The sequence below is a fragment of the Flaviflexus sp. genome (assembly GCF_052087705.1).
In the GTDB taxonomy this organism is placed as follows: domain Bacteria; phylum Actinomycetota; class Actinomycetes; order Actinomycetales; family Actinomycetaceae; genus Flaviflexus; species Flaviflexus ciconiae.
The window spans coordinates 1-18376 of the sequence record NZ_JBQCYC010000017.1 but is presented as its reverse complement, the minus strand read 5'-3'; the positions used below and the strand labels follow the sequence as shown (position 1 = coordinate 18376).

At 59.3% G+C, this 18376-nt stretch carries 15 protein-coding genes, 2 tRNA genes and 3 pseudogenes; 11 read left to right on the top strand and 9 right to left on the bottom strand.

The annotated features are described in order from the left end of the window. Window positions 1-11: 11 nt before the first annotated feature. The 6 genes from ACTHUY_RS09020 (at window position 12) to ACTHUY_RS08995 (ending at window position 6659) form a co-directional block, all read left to right on the top strand. On the top strand, window positions 12-2078 hold the full coding sequence (locus tag ACTHUY_RS09020) for a heavy metal translocating P-type ATPase (protein ID WP_441678575.1): 2067 nt from the start codon (window positions 12-14) through the stop codon (window positions 2076-2078). Between the two features lie 315 nt (window positions 2079-2393). Next, window positions 2394-4094: a glycerol-3-phosphate dehydrogenase/oxidase gene (locus tag ACTHUY_RS09015; RefSeq protein WP_441654172.1), complete on the top strand. Its 1701-nt coding sequence runs from the start codon at window positions 2394-2396 to the stop codon at window positions 4092-4094. 199 nt (window positions 4095-4293) lie between these two features. Then, on the top strand, window positions 4294-5217 hold the full coding sequence (locus tag ACTHUY_RS09010; protein ID WP_126703836.1) for an ATP-grasp domain-containing protein: 924 nt from the start codon (window positions 4294-4296) through the stop codon (window positions 5215-5217). Continuing rightward, window positions 5214-5555: a hypothetical protein gene (locus ACTHUY_RS09005; RefSeq protein ID WP_441654150.1), complete on the top strand. Its 342-nt coding sequence runs from the start codon at window positions 5214-5216 to the stop codon at window positions 5553-5555. Before ACTHUY_RS09010 ends, ACTHUY_RS09005 begins: the two co-directional genes overlap by 4 nt. Window positions 5556-5631: 76 nt before the next feature. Beyond that, window positions 5632-5704 (top strand) — tRNA-His (locus ACTHUY_RS09000). 514 nt (window positions 5705-6218) lie between these two features. After that, window positions 6219-6659, top strand: a complete 441-nt coding sequence (locus ACTHUY_RS08995) for a hypothetical protein (protein WP_206501588.1) — start codon at window positions 6219-6221, stop codon at window positions 6657-6659. On the opposite strand, the gene ACTHUY_RS08990 is transcribed toward ACTHUY_RS08995, so the two are convergent. From ACTHUY_RS08990 to ACTHUY_RS08980, 3 genes and pseudogenes are all read right to left on the bottom strand, one after another. Then, window positions 6593-6922, bottom strand: coding sequence for a hypothetical protein (locus ACTHUY_RS08990; RefSeq protein ID WP_441654149.1), 330 nt, complete (start codon window positions 6920-6922; stop codon window positions 6593-6595). The two genes, ACTHUY_RS08995 and ACTHUY_RS08990, sit on opposite strands and share 67 nt — an antisense overlap. A gap of 248 nt (window positions 6923-7170) precedes the next feature. Further along, window positions 7171-7740, bottom strand: a complete 570-nt coding sequence (locus ACTHUY_RS08985; RefSeq protein ID WP_441654148.1) for an FGGY-family carbohydrate kinase — start codon at window positions 7738-7740, stop codon at window positions 7171-7173. Next, window positions 7737-7972, bottom strand: a pseudogene (locus ACTHUY_RS08980) (transposase); the annotation flags it as partial. The pseudogene ACTHUY_RS08980 and the gene ACTHUY_RS08985, both read right to left, overlap by 4 nt. Before the next feature lie 71 nt (window positions 7973-8043). Between ACTHUY_RS08980 and ACTHUY_RS08975 the strand changes: the two are divergent. Beyond that, window positions 8044-8259: pseudogene (locus ACTHUY_RS08975) on the top strand (transposase); the annotation flags it as partial. Between the two features lie 30 nt (window positions 8260-8289). Here ACTHUY_RS08975 and ACTHUY_RS08970 read toward each other — a convergent pair. Beyond that, window positions 8290-8454: pseudogene (locus ACTHUY_RS08970) on the bottom strand (transposase); the annotation flags it as partial. Between the two features lie 201 nt (window positions 8455-8655). Next, entirely contained in the window at window positions 8656-10008 is a 1353-nt protein-coding gene (locus tag ACTHUY_RS08965) for an APC family permease (protein WP_441654147.1), read from the bottom strand. Between the two features lie 857 nt (window positions 10009-10865). On the opposite strand from ACTHUY_RS08965, the gene ACTHUY_RS08960 reads away from it, so the two are divergent. Continuing rightward, window positions 10866-11069, top strand: coding sequence for a cold-shock protein (locus ACTHUY_RS08960; protein ID WP_126703832.1), 204 nt, complete (start codon window positions 10866-10868; stop codon window positions 11067-11069). A gap of 262 nt (window positions 11070-11331) precedes the next feature. Here the strand turns inward: ACTHUY_RS08960 and ACTHUY_RS08955 are convergent, their stop codons facing one another. Beyond that, window positions 11332-11463, bottom strand: a complete 132-nt coding sequence (locus ACTHUY_RS08955) for a hypothetical protein (RefSeq protein WP_441654146.1) — start codon at window positions 11461-11463, stop codon at window positions 11332-11334. Between the two features lie 475 nt (window positions 11464-11938). On the opposite strand from ACTHUY_RS08955, the gene ACTHUY_RS08950 reads away from it, so the two are divergent. Then, complete coding sequence (locus ACTHUY_RS08950; protein WP_441654145.1) at window positions 11939-13591, top strand: SpaH/EbpB family LPXTG-anchored major pilin; 1653 nt, start codon at window positions 11939-11941, stop codon at window positions 13589-13591. A 53-nt stretch (window positions 13592-13644) separates the two neighbouring features. Here the strand turns inward: ACTHUY_RS08950 and def are convergent, their stop codons facing one another. The 3 genes from def to ACTHUY_RS08935 form a co-directional block, all read right to left on the bottom strand. Further along, window positions 13645-14199, bottom strand: coding sequence for a peptide deformylase (gene def, locus ACTHUY_RS08945; RefSeq protein ID WP_441654144.1), 555 nt, complete (start codon window positions 14197-14199; stop codon window positions 13645-13647). 162 nt (window positions 14200-14361) lie between these two features. Continuing rightward, window positions 14362-15039 (bottom strand): oligoribonuclease, encoded by a 678-nt coding sequence (gene orn / locus ACTHUY_RS08940; RefSeq protein ID WP_441654143.1) that lies wholly within the window; start codon window positions 15037-15039, stop codon window positions 14362-14364. Window positions 15040-15114: 75 nt separating this feature from the next. Then, window positions 15115-15187, bottom strand: a tRNA-Arg gene (locus ACTHUY_RS08935). A 123-nt stretch (window positions 15188-15310) separates the two neighbouring features. On the opposite strand from ACTHUY_RS08935, the gene ACTHUY_RS08930 reads away from it, so the two are divergent. Continuing rightward, window positions 15311-16828 (top strand): GTPase, encoded by a 1518-nt coding sequence (locus tag ACTHUY_RS08930; protein ID WP_441654142.1) that lies wholly within the window; start codon window positions 15311-15313, stop codon window positions 16826-16828. Continuing rightward, window positions 16825-18288, top strand: a complete 1464-nt coding sequence (locus tag ACTHUY_RS08925; RefSeq protein WP_441654141.1) for a GTP-binding protein — start codon at window positions 16825-16827, stop codon at window positions 18286-18288. Before ACTHUY_RS08930 ends, ACTHUY_RS08925 begins: the two co-directional genes overlap by 4 nt. Window positions 18289-18376: the final 88 nt, after the last annotated feature.

The window sequence follows — 18376 nt, the reverse complement described above, 5'->3', positions numbered from 1 at the left end:
ACGGAAAGCATGTGAGCCACGATGGGCATGCTGGTCATGCGGACCACGACGGCCATGACCAGCATGCTGGTCACGGCGGTCACGGCGGTCACGGCGATCACGTGGGACAGTTCAGGCGGTTGTTCTGGATCATGCTGGTGTTTGCCATTCCCGTCGTGTTCTTTAACGGAGCATTTGCCGACATTGTTGGCTATGATTTGCCGGATGCGGAGTGGGTGCGCTGGATCTCGCCCGTGCTCGGCACCGTTCTTTACTTCTGGGGTGGCTGGCCCTTCATTACCGGCGCGATTTCCGAGATCCGGTCCCGTCAGCCGGGAATGATGCTCCTCATTGGGCTCGCCATCACCACCGCTTTTATTGCCTCCTGGGGATCCACCCTTGGGTTGCTAGATGACCAGCTGAACTTCTGGTGGGAGCTTGCACTGCTGGTTGTCATCATGCTTCTCGGTCACTGGATCGAGATGCGATCGCTGGCTCAGACCACGTCCGCCTTGGATTCGTTGGCGGCACTGTTACCGGATGAGGCGGAGCGTGTCGAAGGTAATGACGTCGTGAAGGTGTCTCCTTCGGATCTCGCCGTTGGCGATATTGTTGTGGTGCGCCCCGGCTCCGTAGTTGCGGCCGATGGTCGGATCGTTGACGGCAGTGCCAGCATGGACGAATCCATGGTGACGGGAGAATCGAAGAGCGTCCGCCGCGAAGAAGGCGATGACGTTGTGGCCGGTACGGTTGCAACCGATTCCGGCCTTCGCGTTGAAGTCACTGCAATCGGTGACGATACTGCCCTGGCAGGGATCCAGAAGCTCGTATCGGATGCTCAGAATTCGTCTTCACGTGCGCAACGGCTTGCGGACCGTGCTGCGGGATGGTTGTTCTGGTTTGCGCTTGGTGCCGCCATTGTCACCGCGATCGTCTGGGCGCTTATGGGTCGACCGGATGATGCTGTTGTTCGTGCTATCACCGTGCTCGTGATTGCCTGCCCCCACGCACTCGGCCTCGCAATCCCACTGGTAGTTTCTATCGCTACCGAGCGTGCCGCCCGCGGCGGCGTCCTTATCAAGGATCGCCTGGCACTCGAGTCTATGCGGGGCGTGGACACGGTCCTGTTCGACAAGACCGGTACTCTCACCAAGGGTGAGCCGACCGTTACCGGCATCGAACCTGTCGGCGATCGCTCTGCCGATGAGGTGCTGGCGCTCGCGGCCGCTGCTGAAAGCGGCAGTGAGCACCCGCTGGCGAGGGCAATCGTTGGTGCCGCCAAGGCTCGAGAATTGGACGTGCCGTCCTCGACGGACTTCTCCTCGGCTCCGGCCGTGGGTGTGAAGGCCACGGCCGACGGTACGGTGATCGAGGTGGGTGGTCCCTACCTGCTGGAGCAGAATGGACTCGACGAGCATCCTGCTGTCGAACCCTGGCACGATGAAGGTGCCACGATTTTGCATGTGCTTGCCGACGGTGAGGTGATTGGCGGGTTGCGTTTGGCCGATGAGGTTCGGGCCGAGTCGCGCGAAACGGTCGATGCACTCCACGCGATCGGCGTCGAGGTTGTCATGATTACCGGTGATGCTCAGGCCGTGGCCGACACGGTTGCCGCCGATCTTAGTATCGACCGCGTCTTCGCCGGTGTGCGGCCCGAAGATAAGGCCGCCAAGGTCTCCGAGCTTCAAAACGAAGGCCGCAAGGTGGCAATGGTGGGCGACGGCGTGAACGATGCTCCCGCACTGGCTCAAGCTGATGTTGGGATCGCAATCGGTGCTGGCACCGATGTTGCCATTGGCTCGGCGGGAGTTATTCTTGCGAGCTCCGACCCACGCTCCGTCCTGTCGGTCATCGAGGTCTCCCGTGCGAGCTACCGCAAGATGAAGCAGAACCTGTGGTGGGCTGCCGGATATAACCTTGTTTCCGTGCCGTTGGCCGCCGGTGTTCTCGCACCTTTTGGCTTCGTGTTGCCGATGAGCGTGGGCGCATTGCTCATGTCGGCCTCGACAATTGTTGTCGCGCTCAACGCACAGCTGCTGCGACGTCTCGACCTCGCCCCCGAGGCAAGTGCCGCGCGCCTGCGGGCCGAGAGGAAGTAGGGGCAGGGAGAGTGCGCGCACCCTGCCGGAGACGGGGCAGTCCATTCGCCAAATGAGTTAAGGGAAGAATGCGGCACCGAGGTGGACCCGCCTCGGTGCCGTGGAATCATCTAAATCAGCTCGAGGTGTTCCAGAACCATTGAATTATGTGACACAAATGTTGTTTAAATATGCACGTCCGTTCACGCCACTTGACCAAACGTTCAAAAGGGAGCAATCTGGGACAAAAGGCATGGGCGCCGTGAGTAGAGGCGCTCGTTATCGGGAGGAACATACGTGAACACCACACAGACCGCATTGACCCGTGAATCGCGCATGCAGGCGCTTAGGAACATGGCCGAGCAGGAGCTCGACATCCTCGTTGTTGGGGGTGGCGTCACCGGAGCGGGCATTGCACTCGATGCGGCAACGCGCGGATTGCGTACCGGTGTGGTCGAGATGAGGGACTGGGCTTCCGGTACGTCGCAGTGGTCGTCGAAGCTTGTTCACGGCGGTCTCCGCTACCTCTATCAGCTCGACTTTGCCCTCGTAGCCGAGGCGCTACGTGAACGTGGTACTTTGCTGAAGACAACGGCCCCGCACCTGGTTTCGGCCCAGCCCTTCCTGTGGCCGCTGAAGCAACGCGTTATCGAGCGCGCCTACTCGGCTATCGGTGTCGGCATGTACGACGGCCTGGCACTCGCCGGTGCCGGTAGGGCCGTTCCCGTACAGAAGCACTACAGCCACAAGGGCGCTCTCGAGCTCGTCCCGAGCCTTGACCCAAACACCCTCATCGGTGGTATTCGCTTCTATGACGCACGCGTTGACGATGCTCGCCTGGTCATTGACCTGATTCGTACCGCCCAGGGCTTCGGTGCTCACGCGGCCTCCCGCACCCAAGCAACGGAGTTCATCACCGAGGGCAAGACCGTTGTCGGTGCGATCCTCAAGGATCTCGAGACCGGCGAAGAGGTCACCGTCCGGGCCAAGCACGTCATTGGTGCCACCGGTGTGTGGACCGAAGAGACCGAGTCGCTCGGCGGATCCGGCGGCGGCCTCAAGGTTCTTGCCTCCAAGGGCATTCATATTCTCGTTCCCAAGGAAAAGATCCAGGGCAAGACCGGTGTCTTCCTCCGCACCGAAAAGTCCGTACTTTTCATCATCCCCTGGGACCGCTACTGGGTGATCGGCACCACTGACACGAAGTGGCACGAGCAACGCGACGCCCCCGTCGCTACCGCCGCCGACATTGATTACGTCCTTGAGCAGGCAAACTCGGTTCTCTCCGACAAGATCACCACGGACGACATCATCGGTTCCTATGCGGGCCTGCGTCCGCTCCTTCAGCCCGGCACGAAGGGTGAGGGAGAGTCGACGAAGGTTTCCCGCGAGCACACGGTGACCTCGCCGCAGCCCGGCCTGACCGTCATCGCTGGCGGCAAGCTCACGACGTATAGGCAGATGGCGGAGGACGCCGTCGACCACGTGCTCGGGGGCAAGGCCAAGTCCAATCCTTCGGTCACAGCCACGACCCCGCTCGTCGGCGCCCCCGGCCTCGAAGCCGCCCGCAGGACCCTGCCGCTCCTGTCATCTCGCTACGAGCTCACGGAGACCCAGGTGAAGCACCTGTTCTCCCGCTACGGCTCCGAGACCGCAGACGTTCTTGCCCTTCTTGACGAGGACGAGACCCTCGCCCTTCCGCTTGAGCACGCCGCAGACTACCTCCGCGCGGAGGCTGTCTTCGCTGTTCGCAACGAGGGTGCACTTCACCTGGAGGACGTGCTTCTGCACCGCATCCGCCTTGACTTCGAGCAGCTTGACCGCGGTAAGGCGGCGGCCCCCGAGATCGCTGAGATCATGGCCACCGAGCTCGGCTGGGACCAGGCCACGACCGAACGGGAGGTTGCGAACTGGGCCAAGCAGGCCGATGCGATCCTCGCAGCTCAGCAGACGACGACCGACGGTGAAGCATCCGCGATCCGCGTCCAGGCCGAGGAGATTGTCCCGGTTGAGCGCTTGAGCGCACTCGAGGGCTAATCGCCATTTCTTTCGATGGCCACGTGAGGTTTGTTTAGCTAGCTAACTGCAAGTAACGGCTGATAATCGCATACATTTATGTCACATGAGCGGGTGGAGATCTATGGGTTTTCACCCGCTCGTGTGATCTTCGCGGGATGGAGGTGCGAAAGGCAATATGGGCGGTCATTGCCAGGCGATTTCGGGTACCGTGGGAAGCGTGTCTGATCCGATAGTGACTCTCGTAACCGCCGCAGCATTCCCGGAGCTCGACAGCGATGAAGCTGGGCTCCCCGACGCTCTTCGCGAGCGGGGAATCGAACCACGCATTGCCGTCTGGAACGATCCGTCCGTTGACTGGTCGAACGCCGGCACCGTTGTTGTGCGCTCCGTCCGCGACTACGCACCGAACCGTCTCGAATTCATCGAGTGGGCGAAGTCGGTCCCGCGGCTACTGAACCCGGCCTCGGTCATCGAGTGGAATACTGACAAGCATTACCTAAAGGAACTTGCCAAGCGCGGCATGCCGACCATCGACACGATGTGGCTCGAGCCGTCCCAGAACCTGTCCCGGCATCAGGTGCACACCCGTATGCCGGCCTACGGTGACTTCGTCATCAAGCCGGCTATCTCCTCCGGAGGACGCGGCACCGGACGTTACACGTCGACTGACGGCACCTCCCGCATGAATGCCATCAGCGATGCAATCCACCACCTGGAAAAGGGTCGCACCGTTATGGTTCAGCGCTACCACCAGGAAGTTGACCACTCTGGTGAGATCTCCCTGATCTACCTGAACGGGCTTCCGTCCTACATGGTGAAGAAGGAGCCCATGCTCCACCCCCGTTTCCGCGGTGGCAACACCGTCCAGGAAGAGATCGCGCACTCAAAGCAGGCAACCGAGGACGAGTGGCGCTGGGGCGAGCGCATCCGCAAGGCCCTCCACAGCTATATCAAGGACACCTCCGGGCGCGACGAGCAGCTCCTCTTCAATCGCGTCGACATCGTCCGCGGCGGTCCGAACGATGAGGAAGAGTTCTACGTCATGGAGATCTCACTCATCGATGGCTCGCTGTACCTCAGCGCCGACGAATCCAACCTTGAGAAGTTCGCCGACGCGATAGCGGTCCGAGCATTCTGGTGAAACGCCTCATCTGGCTCCTTGCAGTCGGCTCTCTAGCCGCATGTAGTTCATCCGAGACCGGAGGAGACGCTGAAGCCTGCGCGCAGGCCGACGAGGTCGTCTCCCAGGTCCGGGAATATCGCGGAATCGGCATGTTAACCGACGAGCAGGCGAATACTGCCACGCAGTGGGAGTTCACCCTCGCCGAAGCATCCGTACTAGCAACCGACCATGATCTTGCGACTACCATCCGGGACCTCGCGGACGCCTCAGGGAACGTCGCACAGCACTTTGATGATGAAGCCGCATACGCAACTTTTGAAGAAATCGCTGGAACACTAGATTCTCAGTGCGACTGACGGCTACCTCACACCGCCAGAATTCGGAAAGATCTGAAGGCTTCGGTATAGTTAAGAATCGGCGCACGGCGCCATGGTGGCTATAGCTCAGTCGGTAGAGCGCCTGGTTGTGGTCCAGGAGGTCGCGGGTTCAAGCCCCGTTAGCCACCCCGCTAGGAGAGGTTCAACCCTCGTCAAAAGTTGCCACTCTTTGTCCGGCGCGAACCTCTCCCATTTCTTTGCCTTTCGGCCCAGGTGGGGGCGTTGGCATGGAAGCCTGAGAGGCTCCGATCGGGGCCGACTTTTCCCACGAAGAAAACCGCTGCGTCCCACAAAATACTGTTGGTCTCTTCCAGCTCCCGGATCTCTTTACGTAAGCACCTATTCTCCTCGATAACCTTGCCCGGGGTGCCAACGCGTTATCTGTCATCGATCTGGGTGTCGCGTACCCACCGGTGTAAGGACTCTTTACCGATCCCGAGCTGCCCACCGATCTTCACACAAGCCTCGGTCAGATACGCGTACTCATCAAAAAGGTTCAAAGCCAAGCAGGTCACACGTTATCTAGCTTCCTCAGAAACGCGACGAGATATAAATACTCTCTCTCACACTCACAACACAGCAGCGATAAACTCAAGACGGTTCACGAGACATTCGACGCAGGTCCCACTGCCTCCTGGAAAAGTGACCCCGACCGCTGACGGGCCGCCGTCAACTCCTGACTCCAGGCGCGATTGCCGCGCTGAATGTACGAACCGAGCCTCCACTCGACATCCACGTCGTTCGGCCACGCCCGGCGTCATCTTCGCCCTGCGAAACCTCACCGCAGACGAACACATCAACCGAGGCAACCGCCTCCACCCGTACTACCTCGTCTACCTCGACGACCAGGGCGAGGTCATCGCGAATCACACCGAAGCCAAGCACCTCCTCGACCTGCTGCGCGTCGGCTGCCGACCCTACGAAGAGCCGGTCACCGAAGTCGTCGGCGTGTTCAATGCCGCGACCGGCGAGGGTGCGCAGATGGAGAAGTACTCGGCGCTACTCACCGATGCGATTCACTCGATGATCGATGTCACCGAGGAACGCGACATTGACGGCTCTTCGGAGTTCAGCGGGGTGTAGTAGAAGCCGCCGGCGGACGGAAAGTCTGATGCAGTTATGGCATCAAGACGGGCAATCGAGTGGAGCTCAGCCGCAGTGAGCTGGTGAATACGGTAGCCGCGCTCTGCCGCGGTGTGGACCGTCGACGTGTAGAGCGACAGGTCGACCGTATCTGGGAGGCGTAATCTGGCGGCCCAGGGCGTGGAGCCCACCGTCCAACCCTCATGAAGCAGGCTCTCCGCACTCTCAATGCCCTCCTGGTGTACAACCCCTCCATCGTGCATCGGAACCGGATCCATTAGCCCAAAGGGCAGTGGGCAGCCGTCGATGTGGGGAAACTTTTCGCCGATTAGCTTTCAGGCCTGTCTTCCTCCAGTGCTTGTTGGCAGACCTCCCGCACTCGAGCAACAGCCCTGCAATGGAGGAATGTTCCAGCGTCGCCTGGACGCCGCGCAGGAATTCGCACTCTACTACGTGGGGACCCCCACACCAACAACGTCGTGGCAAGGCTACTTCGGGAAACTCGTCCGGCCTAACCTATTGCTCGACAGGATCTAAACGGGATAGCCGAGTGCCTGTTTCGCTGCGACGTGCTGTGCCATGATCTCCGGATGAAAGCCTCGCTTTTGAGCTTCCGTATATTTGAAGGCCGGTCGGGGAACTCGCCGGTCACGGCTGCCGCTGCCTGCATGACTGCGCCGACGGTCACATACTCGCCCGGCTCGGGAATGAGGACGGGGATGGGAGTGGTCTGTGCAAGGACTTGCTGGACCGTGCGGTTGCAGGACACTCTGCCGATGATGAAGAGCCTATCAACGGGAACGCCCGAATCGATGAGCGCATCGAGACCCACAACGAGTCCGCAGAACATGCCCTCGACGAAGGCGCGAGCGAGATTCCTTGGATTGGAATTTGCGAGGCTCATACCGTGGATGGTTGCCCTCGCCATCGGCAGAGAAGGCGTTCGCTCGCCCTCGAAGTAGGTCAGAAGGGTGACGCCCTCGGCTCCGGGTGTTGCGTGGCGTGCGAAATGGAAGATCTCGTCGTGGTCGCGGCCGAGGATGTGGGAAATTGCGGTGCTCCTGACTGATCTGTGGGTCATTTCCGGCCGGGGAGAGTGGGGCGGTGGCCCCGAGGTTGAGTACGGCCAGGGCGATGAAGGCTTGGGCGGGGTGGAACCCGAACGTGATTCTGGTGAGGAGGCGGATCTTGGTGTTGGTCGACTTGATGAGCCCGTTGGACAGGTTGTGCTCGATCGCGGCGAGGATCCTGGCACGGTGTGTGAGGATGCTCTTCTGCAGTTTCACGAAGTGCGGGGTCCGGCAGCGCCGCGCCCTGGGCGGCCTAGGGATTTTGTACGGTAGGCCCTCTTAAGGTGAGGATGTTACTGAAAGAGAGATTGATCATGGGTTCTACTCGACGGCGTTTCAGCCAGGAGTTCAAGGATGAGTGGTGTCAGGAGGTGGTTTCGACCTCGAAGCCGATCAGGGAGGTCGCTGAGGCTTATCGTGTGGGAGCGGAAACGCTCCGTAACTGGTTGATCTCCTACCGTGAGGCACATGGTGGCACTGACACCGAGTTGACGGCCACTGAGCGTGCCCGGCTGAAGGAGCTTGAGCGCTATTGCTCGGGCCCGTGACTCGTCGTGATCCTTCGACGGCTCGAGGCCATGCGCGCGCAACCGTGAGTCGCGTACCCAAGCTCGGAGAGCAGATTCCGAGACTCCGAGATCAGCGCAGACCTGTTTATGGGTCAGCCCGTCGTTGATGAGCTCGATAGCTGATTGCTTGAACTCATCTGTGTAGATCTTTGGCATGACTTCTATCCTTCCTGGAATTTATCCAGTCGTGAAGTCAACCGAACCTTCAGCAGTCCCACCAGCTCATCAAACACCTGGATCTGGGCCGCGGGAGGACTCCTTCTCGATGTTCTCGGAGCAGCCGGTTTCATGACAGTCACGCGCAAGAAAAACTAAGTCCTAGAACTTATCTCTCAACGGTGTACACGTGAGTGCGGTTCAGATGCCATCTGTGGTGTCCGGGCCGCTCTTAAGTATTTGCTCCGTAGCTGTCTTCTCACGTGACTTCACCCGGTGAGAAATGAAGTAGAGGATCACGCCAACGACAAGCAAGATCCCACCGAGTGCCCATACCGCCGCCGTCTGTTGGATGAGGAGAACGATGCAACTGATGAGGGCAAGGACAGGGATGGAAGATGGGATCGTGAAATGGTCGTGATCAACCTTGTCTTTTCGGAGAACGAGAACCGCGAGGTTCGTGGAGACGAAAACGAACAGCAGGAAGAGGACCACTGTTTCGGCAAGGAGCTGGAGCTCGCCAAACACTGACAAGATGGCGGAAAGTCCGGTGGTAGCGATGATCGCCACCCACGGGGTGCGGCGGTTGGGTAGAACCTTCGTGAACACGCTGGGAAGAATGCCTTGGTCCGCCATACCATATACAAGGCGTGAGCTCATGATCGACGTCATGAGAGCACCGTTAGCGATAGCGACAAGAGCGATGGTGGCGAAAGCCCAGCCCGGAACCTCCATGCCCGTCGCGTTCACAACATCAAGTAATGGTCCTGACGATTCCGCCAATTCGTCGGCAGGCAACATGATTGATGAGGCCATAGCGATCAGAAGGTAGACAATGCCGGCTGACGTGACCGCAAAGAAAAGTGCTTTCGGATAAACGCGGGATACGTCTTTCACTTCTTCAGCTACATTGGCTGATGTTTCAAATCCTACGAAGCTATAGAAGGCCAGGAGCGCTGCACCGAAAACTGCGGCGGCTGTCCTGCCCGTTTCTGGGCCTTGGATGAGCCTGGACGTGTCTCCGAGCCCGTCACCCATAGCAAGAGCCACAGCAACAAGGACGAGAACAAGGCCACTCACTTCGATAATCGTCATGACCAAATTGGAACGGACGGATTCAGTGATCCCCCGAAGGTTAATAAGGGCAATGACGAGAAGGAACAGGGGAGCGGCGATTGGCACTACGACTGGCATAAGAGTTGACAGGTAGTCACCGGCAAAGGCAATGGCGAGGCCACCCACGGAAACAATGCCGGCACAGAGCATGCAGTAGCCAACAAGGAACGCAATGATCGGTTGACGGAAAGCTCGCTGAGCAAAAACTGAGGCGCCGCCAGCCTTCGGATATTTAGTCACAAGTTCTGCGTAGGACCCGGCGGTCAGTAGGGCCATGATCAGGGCGATAAGAACGGGTGCCCAGGTGATCCCACCAGCTTCACCTGCCAGAGTTCCAGTCAGCGCATAGACGCCTGCACCAAGAACGTCCCCGAGGATAAAAGCGAAAAGAAGTAGCCCGCCCATCCCTTTCTTCAGTCGAGAACTGGATTGCGACATAACGAACTTCTTTCATAGGGAATTGCGTAGTCGTGGGAATACCGGCACGCCGGTCTCGACAATTCCGAAAGTGTAGCCCGCTTAGTACTAGCTGTCACCAGAAGAGGGCGACGTTTCCCTCGTCAGAATTTACCCTTATATGGTTACGACTGGAATTACCTCTCTCGTATATCAAAGGCTTGCCGGTGGGGGAAGGTGCCGAAACAAGTTCTGAGCTACGTGTTCTTCCAATTGACGTTGTGGAGGCGGTTGGTCGAAGTGGCAGGCAGCTTTGCTCTCGTATGGAAACTCCAAGCCGTAACTTCGGCAGTTGAGCGCAAGGTAACGTTCCCGACATTCTGAATCGTGGCCCCGCGTGTAGAAATCGGACGCCAGTGCTGTACACTCATCGGTAGGTTCTTGAAACTGGACCTCACCAAGACACTGCGCGTCGGTTCCTCGCTGGAAACGACGACTGGGACTCGGAGAGAAGACAGACGGGTTCCATTGTGTATGTGTACCGTTCTTTGCGGAGCGGTCGTTTGATGATTGGTGTGGTATTTCTTCTTTTGCCGCTTTAGCGGCAGGTTCAATCAATGTAGGTCTCGTGACTTCGATGGTTGAGCATGCCGATCATGTGCCCGGCGAACAAGCTCGATTCAATGCTGAAATTACTTTCAGTCGAGCCAGCAGGTCCTCTTATTCCTCGCTCCGAACAGGGGCGCCTCTGACCGACCCCGACGGGGTGTTCGGCAGTACACTCACCATCACCTATACACACCCTCGCGCCACTCGGCGCCCAATAAACTCCGCGGCGGCGCCGTCGTCGCGGTCGCACGGATCACTCCCGTGGTCCAAAACAGAGAAGGAATGACGTTATGGCCACAGGCACCGTCAAATGGTTCAACTCCGAAAAGGGCTTCGGCTTCATCGCACCCGACGATGGCTCCGACGACCTGTTCGCGCACTTCAGCGCGATCAACAGCTCCGGCTTCCGTAGCCTTGAAGAGGACCAGAAGGTCTCCTTTGATGCTGAGCGCGGCCCCAAGGGCATGCAGGCAGTCAACATCGAGGTCCTCTGACCTAACCGAATGAAGCGGGTGCTTCGCTGGGCTTACGCCCGGGGAGCACCCGCTTCTTCTTTTTCCTGGTGACCAACTGTCATATCTCCGTGGCTGCCGGTCAAGCTAGAAAGAGTTGTTAGAGAGAGACCTTGATCTTGTCGAGGGCTCTCTGCGGGACGTCAGTTTCGATATCGACCTTCTGCCCCGTTACAACCTGTTCGCTTGCCTCAACAAGCGTGTACTCCCCAGCTTGGGGGAAGCTCGTCGAATCCTCGCTGTCTTAGGTGAATGACACCTGCTTCGCTTCACCATCCGAGTCGTACGCAGTGAGCTCATAATTGGTGCCAACGTCATGTGGCACGCCCTGGTTGGCGTACGTGGTCTCGGGAATTATGTCGTACTGGAGCGGCACGACCGGCTAATAATCCGATCCCGCTAAGCGATCGTTGTCATGCTTCTCACCGATGGGAATGCCGCCAACGAGAACCGCGGTGGGTATCAAACCACACAGAATCTTCTTCATTGGGAAACCCATCGACATCAAGGTTAGCGAGTGCCGACGCGGTGTGAAGCCGTCTCGTCCTGCTGGTGTCCATTCCGCCACGTCTCGGCGTACTCTGGCCCATCTCGTGGATCTCGTCCGCCTCATGTTCCGTTGGGCACAGTGCGAGAGCGCAATTCTCCGTGAGCCACAGAGAAGGGTGATGATTCTCGCGGTTGATCAATCGCTGTCCTCAAACTGACCAACCCTTCTTTCTTACACAGGGGAATTTCTGATCTCTGGTGTGATCCTGCGTCGGCGGCAATCTGATGCAGAAGCCTCTGACGAGGCCCCGCGACCGATGGAGCGTAGCCCGCTTCGGTCCCGTATCCAGGAGAAGGAAAACATGACAGTGTTACAACGAATAAGGCCGTCTATCGTCGGCCTTCTCAGCGCGCTCCTCGCGCTGTTCCTCATCGTCGGTCAGCTGGGTGCTGCAAGTGCCCTCCCGCGTCAAACCGAAGGGCCCCTGATCTTGCCGGGGACTGACGGGGAGCCCTCCACGGGCACCGTGACCGTCCACAAGTACGAGCAGGGTGACCTTTGGGGCGTGCCGTCCAACGGTGCGGTGATGGACGTGGACGGAACACCGATTGCCGGTGTCACGTTCGAAGCTCAGCAGATTGAGGCCATTACGGTTGGGACGACGGAGTACGACCTTGACCTCAGCACAATCGACGGGTGGCAGCACGCATCAAAGCTTGTTCTCGATGATGGGGCGTGGCTCTACGACGGAGCTGCCGCGACGGTCCAACTCGGCACAACCTACACCGCAAATACTGGAGCGACGACCTACTCGCCGGCGGTTTTCCAGGACCTTCCAATCGGCCTCTACCTCTTCACAGAAACGAAAGCACCGATTGGTGTGACGAAGTCGGAGGACTGGGTCCTCTCAGTGCCGCTTACTGACCCGGTTGAGCGGACATCCTGGCTTTACGACATCAACGTCTACCCGAAGAACGGCGTGAGCGATATCAGTAAGACCGTTAACGACGCCGATGCTGCGAAGGTTGGCGACACCGTGGAGTGGACAATCATTGGTGACATCCCGCTGGATGCCAATCCTGACTACTCGCAGTACCGGGACGTTTCCGAGACCAACCTGAAGTTCCTGCCGCCCACCGCCTACGTCGTTGAAGATCAGCTCGACGATCGCCTCAAGCCAGTATCCGCAGACCCCACCGTCGTCACCCTCACGAGCGGCGGCATCGAGCTCGCCGTCGGAACGGACTACACCGTCACAGCAGAGCAGACTGCCGGATCCAAAGTGACGGTGACCTTCACCGAAGAGGGCAGGGCGAAGATGGCGCTCGCGGCTTCGAAGGCCAGCAGTGCGACAGCCGTTGACGTCCAGATCGTCCTCACCACTGAAGTTGTCACGCTGAACAGCCCCCAGTCCCTGAAGGGCACGATCGGAGATGGCCTCATCGATAACCAGGCACTCCTCTTCCCGAATAGCGAATCGATCGAATGGGAGATGCCGGTGCCGTCAAATATCCCGGAGACGCGTTGGGGCGATCTCGTCATCGAGAAGATCTCTTCGACCAACCATCAGGCCCGGCTCAACGGCGCCACGTTCCGGGTGTTCGAAACAAAGGCTGATGCAGAGACGGGTACGAACGTTATATCGATTGACGGAGTCTCGGAGTTTACGACCGGGAATGACGGAATCGTGAGAATCTCGGGTCTGCGTGCCTCGGACTTTGAAAATGGCAATCCAATCCAGGATGAAAACGATTGGCAGTACTACTGGATCGTTGAGACGAAGGCGCCGGAAGGCTATGAGCTGCAAGCAGAGCCGATCCGAGTGGCCGTCACGGGTGCCAGTACGTCCGCCCTTGTGATTCCTGTTGAGAACAATCCACACAACGCTGATTTCTTGCTTCCACACACCGGTGCTTCGGGAACGTGGATGTTCACGATTGGCGGCCTAGTGCTCCTGGGTGGCGGAGTGATCCTCGCCGTCCGCAGGAAGGCTGATACGAAGTCTGCTGACTAACGGTGGCTGGCGAGAGCACGTGCCACATGCCTCGCCAAGCATCATCCGGCTGGTTAACGGCGCGGAGATGGGGGTGTCCAGGAAAGTCCTGGCCTCCCCCATCGTCTCTCCTCGGTGATTTGCGCAACGGTCTCAGCGTCGGTGCCGGTTAAGCGATCAACATAGAGCGTTCCTTGGAGATGATCGTATTCGTGCTGGAGGATCCGAGCGAACCAGCCACTCGCTTCAAGCTCGTAAGGCGCACCATCGAGACCCTGCGCGCGTAGGATCGCGCGAGTACTACGCCTCAGAGCAAACTTTTCGTCCGGGAATGACAGGCATCCCTCACGGTCCTCGACGGTTGCTTCCCCGGGCTGGATCGGTTCGATGAAGAGCTGGGGATTGATTGCCACTCCGCGTGGGGCTACTTCTGTCTGCTTGTCGTATACCCAGACGAAGATCTGCCTACCAATCCCTACCTGGGGTGCGGCAAGGCCAACACCCGGTGCGGCCACCGTTGTCTCATACATGTCGTCGACAAACCTGGCCAGATCCGAATCGAACTCGGTGACGGGTTCAGCAGGGGAGTGGAGGACCGGATCACCGGTGATGACGATAGGCAGAATCACGGCACTAGCCTATCGGTTGGTGCCGTGCGGGCTGAATCCACCGGCTCGCGTGAGGAATCCCCGCGCCTGATTGGGACTGTGGGTAGTGAAGAACCCGCCCAGGAAGAGGCGGGTTCTCCAAAGATCAAACAAAGGCTCCTGTAGGGAGCGAACGAGAAGCAATTATGCCTGCTCCGTTCCTTCTGCCGTTGTGGTTTCGTCTGAACCGGCGGTATCGAAGGATAGCTGGGTGCGGGATGCGAGAATCTCCGCGGACCTTTCCTTCGCCTGGTCCGTCGTGGGCCCGTCGCCTTCCGGGAAGAGAACGGAACGGTAATAGCGCAGTTCGTCGATTGAGTCGTAGATGTCGCCGAGCGCACGGTGGTTGCCGAATTTCTCGGGAGCTGCGAAGTAGGCGCGTGGGTACCACCGGCGCGCCAGCTCCTTGATGGTGGAGACATCGATGACGCGGTAGTGCAGGTAGTCGATGACCGAAGGCATGTCGCGTTCGAGGAACGACTTGTCGGTTCCGACGGAGTTACCGCCGAGGGGTGCTTTACCCTTGGGGACACGGGCAGAGATGTAGGCGAGAACCTGCTCCTCGGCGTCCTTCAGGTCGAGGCCGGTCTCCCATTCCTTGATGAGGCCCGAATCGGTGTGCATCTTCGTCACGAAGGCACCCATCGAAGCGAGGGCCTCGGGGGTGGGCTTAATGACGAGGTCGATGCCTTCGTCGACGGGGACAAGATCTGAACCGGTGATGACAACGGAAACTTCAACAATGCCGTCATTGGCAAGGTCTAGTCCGGTCATTTCACAGTCGATCCAGACGATCGGGTTGTCTTCCTGCTTCAAAACCACGTTCGAGCCTTTCCTCACTTCTGCGACGCGGGTGTTGGACGAGCCCGGCAGGTGCCGGGCTGTCACCCTTCACTGTGCCCCCAGCAGGATTCGAACCTGCAACCTACGGATTAGAAGGCCGTTGCTCTATCCATTGAGCTATGGAGGCGCGGCATGTGCCCGTTAAATCTTAGCGCACCATTGCCCCACCACTGTCCAACACCTGGAGTGAGATTTCGGTAAGAATAGGGGTGTGAGTTCCCAGTACGCCGTATCAAGGTTAGCGCGCCTCGTGACAGAGACTGTCGAGGCGCTTCGCGAGGTCGCATTCCCACTGTCGGTCCCAGGGATCAACGAATTGCGGGAAATGCAGGGATCTCTTCAGACACAGCTGTCAACACGGTTGCTCCCGCACCTGCTTGAGGACGCCGTTCCAGCTGTCGTTGTCTTCGGTGGTTCCTCGGGTGCGGGCAAGTCCACAATCCTTAACTCCCTCGTCGAGGACGATATCTCCGAGGCCTCGGTGATTCGCCCAACGACGATGACACCGGTTCTTGTTTTCCATCCCGATGATGCTCTTGCCATGGAAGGTCACCTGCTGACCGAGATCTGTAAGACGGTTGTGACCGAGAGTGCCCTCCCGGGTATTGCACTCATTGACGCTCCCGATCTCGATTCGATCGAGGAAGCTAACCGAAACATGTCGCAGACGCTTATCAACGCGGCGGACCTGTGGATCTTTGTGACGACAGCCTCCAGGTACGGGGACCACGTGGCCTGGTCGACACTGAGCGAAGCGTTCAACAGGGGCATGACAACCGCAGTGATTCTCAACCGACTTCCCGCACGCGCGAAGACCGCGGTGCGCGCCGACCTGATGAAGCGCATGGCGGAGTCTGGGATGGGGGAGTCGCCCCTGTTCATCATCGATGATGCTGGTGCAACGAATGGTCGACTCGATCCTGAACGGGTTTCCGAGCTGAAGGACTGGCTCCACCTCATGAAGACAACGAGGGCCTCGAAGTCCCTCGTGTCCCGCACGTCGAAGGCGATGATGCCGGAGATTAGAAGAGAACTACTTGATCTGGCCGATGCCGCAACCGCACAGACGGATGCTGCAGAAAGTCTGATAGACGGTGCTCGTACGGCGGCTGACGAGCCCTCGAGGAAGCTCACCGAGACCCTTGAGTCGGGCAGGATCGCCCGCGGTGCCCCAACAACGCAGTGGCTGTCGCTCGCCTCGACGGGTGGTCCGCTCGCTTCCCTCGGCAGCGGAAGGGACCTGCTCTTTGCTAACCGCGCCATCGCGAAGCGCGATTGGGCTGCGCACAATATTGCCGAAGCGATCGACGATGCTCTGAGAGTAATCCTCACGCAGACACTCATCGACGTTCGCGACAGCGCCGCCACTATCTGGTCCATGTCCTACGTCGATACGTCCGAAATCAAGGTGGAAGTTGGTATCGACAGTTTTGTGAACGGTGCCATTTCCGCTTGGCAGGCCGACTCTCGGGCCGCGGCAGATAAGGTGAACGGTGCGATCGCTAAGAAGGTTTCCAGAGACGGGTTGGCGGATCTACTTCGCGCCGGGGCCGGTGGGATACCGGGAGTGCAAACCGCACTGACTGACGGTGGCGCCGAGGGTGGCCTGTCACGCACGAAGCGAGCGCTCCAGGATCGCTGTCAGGAAGCGATCGACAAGGTGGCCGGTCGTTACGTCGCGGCGATTGATGCACTGGAACTTCCGGATAGTTCCAACCTGAGGATCCGGGCTCGTGAACTTGTTAATGCCGTATGGGAGAAAGAATGAACGACATCATGGTCGACAGTGTCGACGCCAAGCTTGAGGCCATCGACGAGGGCCTTGAACTCGGGAAGGGACACATCGAACCGTTCCAGCTGGCTCGCGCTCGGGAGGACATTACCGCCGTTCGCCGTCGCATGGATCTCGGTATCGACCTCACCGTTGTAGCCCTCGTTGGTGGAACGGGTTCCGGTAAGTCGACGACCTTCAATGCGATCAGCAATCTCGACTTCGCGGACTCGGGTGAACTCCGCCCCACCACAGAACGTGCGACCGCGTGCACGTGGGGCGGGGATGCGAGCGCGATGCTGGACTTCCTTGGTGTCGACGAGGATCGCAGGATCCGTAAGGCCTCAATCCTGACCGATGAGGAACCGGAGTTCGAGGGCCTCGTCCTGCTTGATCTGCCGGACCACGACTCGGTCGCTGTTGCCCACTCCGTCCAGGTCTCGCAGCTTATGCCACTCGTTGACCTCCTGGTCTGGGTTCTCGATCCCCAAAAGTATGCCGACCAGGCACTCCACGCCGGATACCTCAAGGGGCTGGAGCGACGCCAGGATTCCATGGTCGTTGTCCTCAACCAGATCGACACGGTTCCTTTTGATCAGCGTGACCGCATTGTGGAAGACGTTAAGGACGTCCTTAAGCAAGATGGACTGGATGGCGTTCCCGTTATTAGCGCGTCCGCTCTTGAGAATCAGGGAATCGACGAGCTGAAGATCCACATTGCCGCTGCCGTCTCCAAGCCGTCGATCAACGCGGTGACAGCCTCGGCGGAAATTAGCGCAATCGCGAACAGACTCCTCAGCTCCGTTGGTTCCTCAGAAGCTGACGTGACGGATGAGAGCCTCGAACCGATCACCCAGCAGCTGTCACGTGCCGCCGGAATCCGGGCCGTCGGTGATTCGCTACGCGAATCGGGAGAGTCGTGGCGTCAGCACGCCCTCGCCAAACCGGAACAGCCCGCCACCTCCACGGTGGACGCAATCCGGGACGGCTGGCTCGACTCCGCCAAGAGGGGCCTGCCCGTTACATGGGCAAAGACATTGACGGATGCGGTAGCCGGCCCCGAGCGGCTCCGCCGCCGCGTGAACGATGCGGTGACCTCGGTGCCGCTCACCAAGCCGTCGGCGCAGAACGCTGGCATTCTCCTCGGCCTCGGCATCCTCCTCATGCTCGCCGGTGTTGGTTTTGGGGTGGCCACTGCACTCGGTGCTGGATTCCCGTTCGCGGAAGCCATGGGCAACTGGATCCTCGCTGGAATCCTGGTGCTGGTTGGACTCTGGGCGTTCTTCATGGCTGGCTCCGTCAGACGATCAGCTGCAAAGCGCGCCGCCGACCGCTACGAGAAGCAGGTCGACACCGAGATTCATGCAGTTCTTCGCGAGAACCTTGCCGAGCCTGCCCAGGACGTCCTCTCCCGCCACCGGCGCACCCGTGAGGCGCTCGAGAAGGCCAGCGAGTAGCGACAGGGGAAATGGCCATCCGGAACGCTTACTTCTTCTGAAGCGTCCCCGCACTTATAGCGCCACGCACTGCTGGGTCCCTCTTCGG

Excerpts from the sequence above, each read along its gene's own strand:
- ACTHUY_RS09015 (WP_441654172.1), top strand. The coding sequence starts at position 2,394 with ATGCAGGCGCTTAGGAACATGGCCGAGCAGGAGCTCGACATCCTCGTT.
- ACTHUY_RS08990 (WP_441654149.1), bottom strand. The coding sequence starts at position 6,922 with ATGCACGATGGAGGGGTTGTACACCAGGAGGGCATTGAGAGTGCGGAG.
- ACTHUY_RS08985 (WP_441654148.1), bottom strand. The coding sequence starts at position 7,740 with ATGACCCACAGATCAGTCAGGAGCACCGCAATTTCCCACATCCTCGGC.
- ACTHUY_RS08965 (WP_441654147.1), bottom strand. The coding sequence starts at position 10,008 with ATGTCGCAATCCAGTTCTCGACTGAAGAAAGGGATGGGCGGGCTACTT.
- ACTHUY_RS08960 (WP_126703832.1), top strand. The coding sequence starts at position 10,866 with ATGGCCACAGGCACCGTCAAATGGTTCAACTCCGAAAAGGGCTTCGGC.
- ACTHUY_RS08950 (WP_441654145.1), top strand. The coding sequence starts at position 11,939 with ATGACAGTGTTACAACGAATAAGGCCGTCTATCGTCGGCCTTCTCAGC.
- ACTHUY_RS08925 (WP_441654141.1), top strand. The coding sequence starts at position 16,825 with ATGAACGACATCATGGTCGACAGTGTCGACGCCAAGCTTGAGGCCATC.